Here is an 11,184-nt window from a genome sequence, read left to right on the forward strand (position 1 = left end):
TCATGACCGCCCGTATGGACAAACGTTTCGCCGATCTCAAAGCCGAAGGCCGTCCGGCCCTCGTCACCTATTTCATGGGCGGCGATCCGGATTTCGACACCTCGCTGCAGATCCTCAAGGCGCTTCCGGGCGCTGGCGCCGACGTCATCGAACTCGGCATGCCGTTCTCCGATCCGATGGCGGATGGCCCGGCGATCCAGGTTGCCGGCCAGCGCGCCCTCAAGGCCGGCCAGACGCTCGCCAGGACGCTCGACCTCGCCCGCGAATTCCGCAAGGGCGACCAGGCGACGCCGATCGTCATGATGGGTTATTACAACCCGATCTACATCTACGGCGTCGAGCGTTTCCTTGACGACGCGCTGGAAGCCGGCATCGACGGCCTGATCGTCGTCGACCTGCCGCCGGAAATGGATGACGAGCTCTGCATCCCGGCGCTCGCCAAGGGCATCAATTTCATTCGCCTGTCGACGCCGACGACGGACGAAAAACGCCTGCCTGCCGTTTTGAAGAACACCTCGGGTTTCGTCTATTACGTCTCGATGAACGGGATCACCGGGTCGGCTCTGCCGGATCCGTCGCGGATCTCGTCCGCCGTGGCCAAGATCAAGGCGCATACCGATCTGCCGGTTTGCGTCGGTTTCGGCGTCAAGACGGCCGAACATGCCCGTCTCATTGGCGCTGCGGCGGACGGCGTCGTCGTCGGTACCGCTATTGTCGCCCAAATCGCCGGCAGCCTGACGGCGGATGGCAAGGCTTCCCCGGATACGGTCAATTCCGTCGTCACATTTGTGCGCGGATTGTCCACCGGTGTTCGTGCCGCCCGCCCTGTTGCTGCCGAATAGTTTCTCCATAGAGCATCCCGGCGCCGGTTTCGGCGCGGGCAAGCAGGAGTGTTGCAAGTGAACTGGATCACAAATTACGTCCGCCCGCGGATCAATTCCATGCTGGGCCGCCGGGAAGTGCCGGACAATCTCTGGATCAAGTGCCCGGAGACCGGTGAAATGGTCTTCCACAAGGATCTGGAAGAAAACAAGTGGGTCATCCCCGCCTCCGGCTATCACATGAAGATGCCGGCCAAGGCCCGGCTTGCGGACCTCTTCGACAATGGTAGCTACGAAGCGCTGGCCCAGCCGAAGGTGGCGCAGGATCCGCTGAAGTTCCGCGATTCCAAGAAGTATATCGACCGCCTGAAGGACAGCCGCCTGAAGACCGAGCAGGAGGATACGATCCTCGCCGGTCTCGGCAAGGTCGAGGGCCTGAAGCTGGTCGCCATCGTCCATGAATTCAATTTCATCGGCGGTTCGCTCGGCATGGCCGCGGGTGAGGCGATCGTTCGCGCTTTCGAGCGCGCCATAACCGAAAAATGCCCGGTGGTGATGTTCCCCGCATCCGGCGGCGCCCGCATGCAGGAAGGCATCCTGTCGCTGATGCAGCTGCCGCGCACCACGGTCGCGGTCAACCTGCTCAAGGAAGCGGGCCTTCCCTATATCGTCGTGCTCACCAACCCGACCACCGGCGGCGTCACCGCCTCCTACGCCATGCTGGGCGACCTGCATCTGGCCGAGCCGGGTGCCGAAATCGGCTTTGCCGGCAAGCGCGTCATCGAGCAGACCCTGCGCGAAAAGCTTCCCGAGGGTTTCCAGACGTCGGAATACCTTGTCGAGCACGGCATGGTCGATCTCGTCGTCAAGCGCCACGATATCCCTTCGACGCTGGCACGACTCCTGAAGATTCTGCTGCGCAAGCCGGCCGACCTGCATGTCAATGGTTCGAACGGTGCAAACGGTAGCAGCAACGGCAGCAACGGGACGGTCCATATTTCCCGCCCCGGCAAGCCCGCCGAGATAACCGTCGTCAACTGACGGCGAAAGCATAAGGGAGTGGCGGGATGATCCCCATGCACCAACCCGCCACCAGCGAGGCGGCCCGGGAAATCGAACGGCTTCTCGGCCTCCATCCCAAGGGTTTCGACCTTTCGCTCGACCGTATCACCCGGCTTCTGGATGTGCTCGGCAATCCGCAGCGCCGTCTGCCGCCGGTCATCCATGTTGCCGGCACGAACGGCAAGGGCTCTGTAACGGCTTTCAGCCGTGCCCTGCTTGAAGCAGCCGGTCTGGCCGTGCATGTCCACACCTCTCCGCATCTGGTCAACTGGCATGAACGCTATCGCATCGGCGTGCGCGGCGGACGCGGGCAGCTGGTCGATGATGCGGTTTTTGCCGATGCCGTGCGTCGGGTGGCGGAGGCCAATGGCGGCCAGAAGATCACCGTTTTCGAAATCCTGACGGCGGTCACCTTCATCCTGTTTTCGGAACAACCTGCCGATGTCGCGATCATCGAGGTCGGTCTCGGCGGCCGCTTCGACGCCACCAATGTCATAGCCGATCCGGCGGTGTCGGTGATCATGCCGATTTCGCTCGATCATCAGGCCTATCTCGGCGACAGCGTCGAATTGATCGCTGCGGAAAAAGCCGGCATCATGAAGCGCGGCCATCCCGTCGTCATCGGCCAGCAGCCGTTTGAAGCGGCGCGCGAGGTGCTGATCGCCACGGCGGAACGGCTCGGTTGTCCGCTGCAGGTGTTCGGCCAGGATTTTGTCGCCTACGAGGAATTCGGCCGGCTGATTTACCAGGACGAGCACGGCCTGTCCGATCTGCCCCTGCCGCGCCTGCCCGGCCGGCATCAATATGCCAATGCGGCAGCGGCCATCCGCGCCATCCGTTCGGCGGGCTTCACCGTCACCGAAGCGATGATGGACAAGGCCATGGCCTCGGTCGAATGGGCCGGCCGGCTGCAGCGGTTGACTGAAGGAGCGCTGGTCGCAGAAGCACCGGAAGGATCGGAAATCTGGCTGGACGGCGGACATAATCCCGGTGCCGGCGACGTGATTGCCGAAACCATGGCGTCCTTCGAGGAGCGCCAGCCGCGGCCGCTGTTCCTGATCATCGGCATGATCAACACCAAGGATCCGGTCGGTTATTTCCGCGCCTTCAGCGGCCTTGCCGAATATGTGTTCGCCGTTCCGATCCACGGCAGCGATGCCGGCATCGATCCGGTGGTGCTGGCAAGTGCCGCCTATGATGCCGAACTGGTCGCCGAACCGGTATCGAGCCTCGGCGAGGCGCTGGCCGGCGTGCGGCGTCTCACCAAGGCCGGCGATCCGCCGCCGCGCATCCTGATCGGAGGCTCGCTTTATCTGGCCGGCAATGTGCTTTCCGAAAACAGCACGCCGCCAACCTGAAAACACAAAAAAGCCCGGTCGAAACCGGGCTTTTTCGTTTGTATTCGGATCGGCCGATCAGGCGGCGTTGGAGATCCAGCTGGAAAGCGCCGTCTTCGGAGCAGCACCAACCTTGATGTCGGCCACTTCGCCGCCCTTGAAGATGGCGAGCGTCGGGATCGAGCGGACGCCGAACTTGGCGGCCAGTTCCGGGTTCTCGTCGATGTTCAGCTTGGCGATCTTCACCTTGCCGGCCAGCTCAGCGGAAATCTCTTCCAGGCTCGGAGCGATCATTTTGCACGGGCCGCACCATTCGGCCCAGAAATCGACGACCACCGGCTCGGCGGAATTCAGGACTTCGGATTGGAAATTGGCACTATCGACTTTCACGGTCGCCATGAGGCTGCTCCTTTGCGGAAGAATTCTGTTGCTTCCTATGTGATACTGAGATGACGGAATTTCAATGCTCGGTATCTCACTTTGTCTTGAGCGCGGCAAGGCTGGCATCGAGAACTTCCGGGGAAAGGCGGATCAGGCTGGCCGTCTCGGTATAGACCAACACGCAATCGAATTGTTTATCCGGATAAAGCGGCTTGAGGATTTCCCGGTAGATGGCAAGCTGCGCCTTGTGCGACAGGGAAACCGCTGCAGCACTCACCGGTGGAACGCGATTGGTCTTGAAGTCGACGAGAATGACGCGGTCGCCTTCGACCGCCAGCCGGTCCATGCGGCCGGAAACGGCATAATCCTGGTCATTGATGCGCACCGTGCCCATGACGGCGACCTCGGCACGGGCTGCGGACGAGAAGACGGCCGCAAGCTCGGGATGGGAGAGGACGGAAAGCACCGAATGAGCCAGGCCTTGGCGTTCCGCCGCCGGCCAGAAACGCGCCGCCCGCTCCAGATAGCGGATGGCCGCCGCCTCGCGGTCGGGTTCCGGCATGTCCGGCAGGATCTGCAGCATGCGGTGGGTTAGTTTGCCGCGCTCCAGAGACCGGTCGCCGCGTGCCTTGTCGCTGAACAGGGCGGAGGCGACCAGAAGGTCATCCGCCTCGTCATCGACGATCAGCCCGGCTCCGGAGGGGCTGAGCGGTCGAGGCAGGTATTTTTGCGGCGGCAGGGCCTGCCCCAAAGCCGTCGGCAAGTCTTGGGCGTTGTTTTCGACTGTATCGCGCTGCTTGCGTTCGATCTGCCGGGAAATGCTGGGCACACGCCAGGAAAACCCGCCCCATTCGCCATCCGGCCCGGAAAAGCTGGCCGGCTTGCAAAAGGTTTCGTGCTGCGCCAGTGCGGCAGCGATCATCTTGTGCCAGGTATCGGGATTGTCGCGAACGCCGCGATAACCGCAGACGATCAGCCGGTCGGCGGCCCGCGTCATCGCCACGTAGAGAAGCCGGCGATATTCCTCTTCGGCAAGTCCCTGGATGCGGGCGGTATCGGCATCGGTGAGTGCATTGCCAAGTCCGCTCACCGGCACCCAGACCGGCAGCGGCACGGTGCTCTCTTCCGAGGTCAGCAGCCGGAATTTCGGCAGATGCGTATGGGTGAAGGCCTTCGATCCACCGTCGACGAGGAAGACGATCGGTGCCTCCAGCCCCTTGGCCGCATGCACGGTCATGATCCGCACTTCGTTGCGGCCCTTGTCCTGTTCGCGCTTGACCTCGGGTGCCTCGAGCTCCAGCGTCGAGATGAAGGATTGCAGGCCCGGCAGGCCGGAGCGTTCGTGGTCGAGGGCGAAGGTGAGGAATTCGTCGAGGATGTCGCTGACCTCGGTTCCGAGCCGCGCCAGGAACTTTCGCCGTCCACCCTGGGAGCCGAGCACGCGGGCATAAAAATCATGCACCGAAAGCTCCCGCGCCATGCGCAGGAAAGTGGCAAGCCGCTCGACCACCACCTGCAGGCGCGGATTTCCCTCCGCGGCCAGCTGCTGCAGGTGATGCCAAACGCTGTCTTCCGTTTGCCGCAGGGCGGCGATCTCGAAGACATCCTCCTCGGAAAGATCGAAAAGTGGGCTTTTCAACAGCGCCGAGAGGGAAAGGTCGTCCGCCGGCAAAAGCATGAAGCGTCCGAGCGCCAACAGGTCCTGGATGGCGATGTGGTTCGTCAGCCGCAGGCGGTCGGCGCCCGCCACCGGAATATTGTTGCGCCGCTTGAGGGCGCGGGTCAGCGCGTTGACGAAACTGTCGCGCTTGCGCACCAGGACGAGAATGTCGCCGGCCTCGATCAGCCGTTCCGCGCCGCCTTCGATGATGGTTTCCTTGCCGACCAGCGACGACAGAACATGGGCGATCCGTCCGGCCAGGATGGCGGCGGGCGCGCTTTCCGGCGTGGCATCGAAGGGGGCGGTCCAATCTTCCTCGGCGGCAGCCGGCTCCGGCGCCACCATGTCCCAGACATCGACGGCGCCGGCATGGCCGATGCGGCTGGAGCGGTGCACGACCGGATCGCCGCGGGCACTTAAGCCGCGGGCATTGCCGTCGAGCGAAAACACCTGGTCGACGGCGGCGAGCACATCGGCAGTGGAACGGAACGACAGCGGCAGCCGCACCGGCGAAAAACCCTGTCCGCTCAGCCGCACCCGGCGCGCCGTTTCTTCGCTTTCCTGCGAAAACCGTTCCGGACGCGCACCTTGGAACGAGTAGATCGACTGCTTTTCGTCGCCGACGGCAAACAGCGTCCGGCGCGCCACGCGAGCACTCTGGCCGGAAAAGAAATCCTCGGCCAGCGACTGGATAACGCTCCATTGCACCGGGCTGGTATCCTGCGCCTCATCGACGAGGATATGGTCGATGCCCTGGTCGAGCTTGTAATGGACCCAGGGGCTGACGCCGCTGCGGGTGAGAAGTGTTGCGGCGCGATCGATGAGGTCTTCGAAATCGAGCTGGCTGCGGACCTTCTTCAGGTCGTCATAGTCGCTGTTCAGCCGCTCTGCCAGCACCAGTGCCGCCCGCGTCGCCTCGAACATGCGCAGGAGCCGCAGCCGGTCGCGGCAGGCAAGGATATGCAGACGCACGGCCGTCAGGGCGTCGACCAGGCCGGGGGCCGCATCCTTCATTGCTTTTGCGATTAGCGACGTATCGGCCTTGGCCTCCCCCTTCTGCGTCAGGAAAATGCCTTCGAGCATCTGTGCCCTCAGCCGCGGGTCGCTTTCGGCAGCGGCGCGGCGCAGGCCCTGGGCCACGTCCTGTACCTTCACTCCGCCCTTTTCGTCGGCGAGCCGCAGATAGGTGTCGAGCTGCGGGCCGAAAAGCTCCGGCAGCGGCCAGTAGCGTGCAATCACGGCCGCTTCCGTCTCCCCCGGCGCGATGCCGAGGCGGGTACGCAGCACATCTTCAACCGAGCCGATCTCGGCAGCGGCGTTGATGAAATGGCGGATCGCATTGCGGTTGGCGACGATATCGCCGAGCAGGGTTTCAAGGCCGGATTCGTCGGCCAGTTCCAGCACCTGCGCAAAGGCTTCCGCCAGCCGTGCGTCGCCCTCCGTGGACGTCGCTGTCAAAAGCGAGCGGCGCGCATCGGCAAGAAGCGTGGCGGCGGCACGGTCGTCGAGCACCGAAAAATGCCCGGCGACATTGGCCTCCAGCGGAAACTGGTGCAGCAGCGCCTCGCAGAAGGCGTGGATGGTCTGGATCTTCAAGCCGCCCGGCGTTTCCAGCGCCTTGGCGAACAGCCGTCGGGCCTCCGCCAGCTTGAAGATATCGGCGGGTTCGCCCTCGATGGTCTCGATCCGCTTGCGCAGCTCCTCGTCCGGCAGGATCGCCCATTCCGACAGCCGCTGGAAGACGCGGTTCGACATTTCCGATGCCGCCGCCTTGGTATAGGTCAGGCAGAGGATCGAGGAGGGGCGCGAGCCGGCGAGCAGAAGCCGGATGACCCGCTGTGTCAGCACATGCGTCTTGCCGGAACCGGCATTGGCCGACACCCAGGCGGAGCGGGCGGGATCGGAGGCGACCGCCTGCTGCACGGTCGTCCAGCTGATCCAGGTCAGCGGATCGTCGCCTTCCGGCAGGGGTGCGGTGTCACTCATCGCCGCCCGGTTCCTCGTTTTCCGCCGTCGACCATTCGGCAACACGGGCAAGGTGGTCGTAGTCGCCGCCAAAGTCCTGTTCGCTCATCGGGATCAGCCGCGAGGCAAACCCCTTTTCGCCGCTTTGCAGCAATTGGACGAATTTTATGAACTGATCCATGGATTCTTCGGCGAGATCGATGGCCGATTTTTTCTTGCTTGGGTCACCACGGCCGGAAAGCTCGTTGTTGACCGTTTCGGCGTTAAAACGATCACCCGGCCGCAGCCGGACGTAGATCAGTTTTTCCGGTTCGATCGCTCCAACCTTGTGGAAGGCGCCGGCGCGAAGGGCGGCTGCTTCCAGCGCCAGCTGCGGATCAAGCAGCGCGCGCGCCTGCGACGGCGAGGGGTTGTAGCCGGTCTTGTAATCGATGATGTCGGCGCTTTGCGGGCCGGTGATGTCGATGCGATCGGCAACACCGGTGAGCCGGATACCGATTTCGCCGATTTCCCAGCCGGCGGCAATTTCCGTGTGCGTCTTCTGGATCTCGCCCTGGCGATCCTGCTCCCAGCGCAGGAAGGCCCGGGCCACCTCGCGAAAACGCGGCCGCCAGACAGTGTCGATATGGGCCGGCAACTGCTCGGCGTCGAACAGCTCGTTGAGGATATTTTCCATCGCGGCTGCCGCTGCCGGCGTCCCCGCCCGGTGTTTTTCCCGCGTGAACCGGTCGATGATCCGGTGATACAGCGTGCCGCGTTCGGAAGCGCCGGGATCGCGATTGAAGGGATCGACGGGATCGAGCCGCAGCACGTTGCGGGCATAGATCGAATAGGGATCACGCCGCAGCCGCCCGACCTGGCTGAAGGAATATTTGCGTGGCTGCAGCGAAAGCGGCGGCCGGGGTTCGGGGCGCCGTGCGCCTTCCTGGTTTTCGCCGCCGTCAAGCAGGCCGGCCCATTGACGGTAGCGGTCGCCGCGCCGCTTCAGCGTTTCGCCGAACGGCTTTCCGCACAGGGCCAGAAGCCGCTGCAGCCAGCGCGAGGCAACGGTCGGCGTCGCCCCCTGGCGCAGCGCGCGGGAATAGATCAGGCGTCGCGTGCCGTTCGCCATCTCGAAATCGTGGGCGAGCTGGCCGATGCGCTGCTCCGGCGGCTGCAGGCCGATTTCTGTCTTCATGGTGCGGGAGATGAAAGGGTTGTTCGAGGTCTGGTCCGGCCAGGAGCCTTCGTTGAGGCCGCCGAGCACCAGGGTATCGACGCTCTGCAGCCGCGCTTCCAGCGTTCCGAAGATGAAGACGCGCGGATGGCTCATCGCCCGCGGTTTCACCGCCTGGCCGGTGGTGAAGGCGGCCATGATGTCGATCCATTGCGGCCCGTCCGCTTCGATCTGACCGTCGGTCTCGATGATGCTCTTGATGAGATCGGCAAGGGCCGCACCCGCTTCGCCCGACCACAGCGCGGCCAGGTCGCCGCGTTCGTCGATGGCGACCGCCTCCAGGGCGCGGCCGGTGCGTTCGGCCCATTCGGTCAGCGTATAGGTCGTCGTCAATCCACGTCCGTCGCGGCGGCGGCGCACAAGGGCCGAGGCGAGCGGTTCGGTCGCCGCGGCGATCCGGGCGGCCAAAGCGCGGGCTTCCGCTTCGGCATCGGGCCCGAGCGAAAGGCGCCATTGCGGCGCGTGCCGGTCGTCCGCCTGTTCGATAAGGCGCTTTTCCAGAAGCGGGCCGAGTTCGCTGATATCGACCTCGCTGACACCGCCGCGCAGTGCAAGCAGTTCCAGCGCATCGACGGCTGCCGCAAGCCGGTCGCGGCTGAGACCGAAACGGGCGAGGGGATGTTTGAGAAGCGAAACGATCGCGACGGGATCGCCGGGCCGCAGCGTCGCCTCCAGCATCAGTTGCAGCAGCGTGCCCTGATGCGTGGCCGAAAGCGGCGTGCCGGCGGAATCGTCGGCAGTGATGCCGAAGCGGGCAAGTTCCGCCGTCACCCGCCGGGCAAGCGCGCGGTCCGGCGTGATCAGCGCGGCCTGCGAGGGGCCGTTGGCACCGGGTTCTTCCAGCGCCAGCCGCAGCGCGATGGCGATGGCCGTTGCTTCTTCGCGTTCGTTGGAAGCTTCGATCAGCGCGACATCGCGGAAGGCGGCTTCGAGCGCTGTCGCCTCGTTTGTTGCCTGCCAGGCGCTCCAGCGGTCGGTGGCGCGGGCCGGAACCATGGCTTGTGACAGGGTTTTGGCCCGCAACGCCATGTCCGGTTCGGCGTGACCGAGCGGGCGGACATCGTCACGCGTCAGGCCCAGCCGCTTGAGCAGATGAAACAGCCCGTGTTGCGGATGGCTGCAGGTGGCGGGATCGCTGCGTTCGCCGGGTGCAAGCTCCGGGTTCACCAGCCGCCATTCGTCTTCCGGCATGGAGAGGTCGAGGCCGGGCAAAACGATGACGCCGTCGCGCATATTGGAAACGGCAAGGATCAGGTCCGCTGCTGCCGGAATGGACCCCGTCGATCCGGCGATGATCACCGGTCCCGTTGCCTGGAAGTTCGAGAGCCGGTGCGCTTCGGCGCGCAGCAGGGCGTTGCGATGCCGGACGGATGAGGAGCGGTCGAGTTCGGCCAGCCGCGCCGGCCAGAAGGCGCTGGCGATCTTCAGGAATTCCGTGGTGAGCTGCCACCAGAGCGCATGATCCTGCGCTTCCAGCTTTTCGAGATCGTCCCAATCGCGCTCTTCCGTCTCCAGCGAATCGATGAGGTCGGAGAGGTCGCGGGCAAGCCAGATGGCATCGGCCGGGCTTGCCGGCGCCACCAGCGGCGAATCGGAATGGATGTCGCGGACGATCTGCGGCAGGCGGTTGCGCCAGGCGAGAATGAGCCGCGCCAGTTCGAGAAGCCGCGCCGTGCTTGGCAGCGGCTGGGCCAGGTCCAAAATAGCCGGCGAATCGATATCGAAGTAACCGCTGTCGTCATCGGTTTCGCCGAGCGGGCGAATGACCGGCAGGATGGCGGACTGGCCGCCGAGCAGGTCGACGAATTCCGACCGCAACACGCGGGCGGCACGCCGTGTCGGCAGGAAGATCGTAACCTTGGCCAGCGAGAGCGGATCGGCCGGGTCGTGGCGGAACCGATCCGTCAACCGGCCATCGCAGAGCGCGGCGGCCAGCGTTTTCAGGAAAGGCAGCCCGGGCGGAATGGTCCAGACGGTCTTTTGGCGCGTCTCCGCCATGGTTCAGACGGGCTCCCGCAGGCGGGCCAGCGTTTCTTCCGCAGCATTGATCGCATCGGGCGTGCCGACGGTCAGCCAGTGGCCGTGCATCATCAGCCCGTAAAGCCGGCCGCTGGCGATCGCCTTGTCGAAATAGATGTTGAGGTTGAAGGCATCCTCCGGCGCATCGTCGAGCAAGGAGGGCAGCATGGCGATGGCACCGGCATAGACCACCGGCTGCGGGTCGCCCTCGCGGTACCGCGTCAGCCGACCGTCATCGGCGAGGCTGAAATCCTTCTTGCCGTTATGCCCGGTGGTATCCTCCAACCGGACGCAGAGCAGCGCCATGTCCATGCGGTCGGAGTCGAAAAAATCGGCCAGCGCCTGCAGGTTCGTCTTCTCGGCGGGTGGCTCGACCCAGAAGAGATCGGCATTCATGACGAGAAGCGGTTGCCGGTCGAGGAGGCGGATGCCCTTTGCCAATCCACCGCCGGAATTCATCAGCCGGTCGCGCTCGTCGGAAACGATGACCTGCAGCCGGCTGTATTGCCCGAGATGGGCGAGCATCTGGTCGGCATGGTGATGGACATTGACCACGGCCCGTTCGACGCCGGCATCGGCGAGGGCATCGAGGGCATAATCGATCATCGGCTTGCCGGCGATCTTCACCAGCGGCTTCGGGATCGTGTCGGTGATCGGGCGCAAGCGGGTTCCAAGCCCCGCGGCCAGCACCATGGCATTGGTCATCGTCATCTGAAACGGGCG

The 11,184-nt window shown here is 64.4% G+C and carries 7 protein-coding genes; 3 read left to right on the forward strand and 4 right to left on the reverse strand.

The window, feature by feature from the left end:
• The first annotated feature begins 2 nt into the window (after nt 1–2).
• The 3 genes from trpA to ACSQ3I_RS09645 are packed head-to-tail and all read left to right on the forward strand — an operon-like array spanning nt 3 to nt 3,241.
• Nucleotides 3–842, forward strand: a complete 840-nt coding sequence (gene trpA, locus ACSQ3I_RS09635) for a tryptophan synthase subunit alpha (protein ID WP_435998249.1) — start codon at nt 3–5, stop codon at nt 840–842.
• A 57-nt stretch (nt 843–899) separates the two neighbouring features.
• Nucleotides 900–1,862, forward strand: a complete 963-nt coding sequence (gene accD, locus ACSQ3I_RS09640) for an acetyl-CoA carboxylase, carboxyltransferase subunit beta (protein WP_435998251.1) — start codon at nt 900–902, stop codon at nt 1,860–1,862.
• 26 nt (nt 1,863–1,888) lie between these two features.
• Nucleotides 1,889–3,241 carry a bifunctional folylpolyglutamate synthase/dihydrofolate synthase gene (locus ACSQ3I_RS09645; RefSeq protein WP_435998253.1) on the forward strand — a complete coding sequence of 451 codons (1,353 nt, stop codon included), beginning with the start codon at nt 1,889–1,891 and terminating at the stop codon, nt 3,239–3,241.
• Nucleotides 3,242–3,298: 57 nt separating this feature from the next.
• Here the strand turns inward: ACSQ3I_RS09645 and trxA are convergent, their stop codons facing one another.
• From trxA to ACSQ3I_RS09665, 4 genes are all read right to left on the reverse strand, one after another.
• Complete coding sequence (gene trxA, locus ACSQ3I_RS09650; protein WP_109462058.1) at nt 3,299–3,619, reverse strand: thioredoxin; 321 nt, start codon at nt 3,617–3,619, stop codon at nt 3,299–3,301.
• 76 nt (nt 3,620–3,695) lie between these two features.
• Complete coding sequence (gene addA, locus ACSQ3I_RS09655; RefSeq protein WP_435998255.1) at nt 3,696–7,247, reverse strand: double-strand break repair helicase AddA; 3,552 nt, start codon at nt 7,245–7,247, stop codon at nt 3,696–3,698.
• Complete coding sequence (gene addB / locus ACSQ3I_RS09660) at nt 7,240–10,440, reverse strand: double-strand break repair protein AddB (RefSeq protein ID WP_435998257.1); 3,201 nt, start codon at nt 10,438–10,440, stop codon at nt 7,240–7,242. Before addB ends, addA begins: the two co-directional genes overlap by 8 nt.
• A 3-nt stretch (nt 10,441–10,443) precedes the next feature.
• The gene (locus tag ACSQ3I_RS09665; RefSeq protein WP_435998259.1) at nt 10,444–11,172 is read right to left on the reverse strand and encodes a nucleotidyltransferase family protein; all 729 of its coding nucleotides are present in this window, start codon (nt 11,170–11,172) and stop codon (nt 10,444–10,446) included.
• Nucleotides 11,173–11,184 lie beyond the last annotated feature (12 nt).

This window comes from Rhizobium sp. LjRoot30 (genome assembly GCF_964253915.1).
Taxonomy (GTDB): domain Bacteria; phylum Pseudomonadota; class Alphaproteobacteria; order Rhizobiales; family Rhizobiaceae; genus Metarhizobium.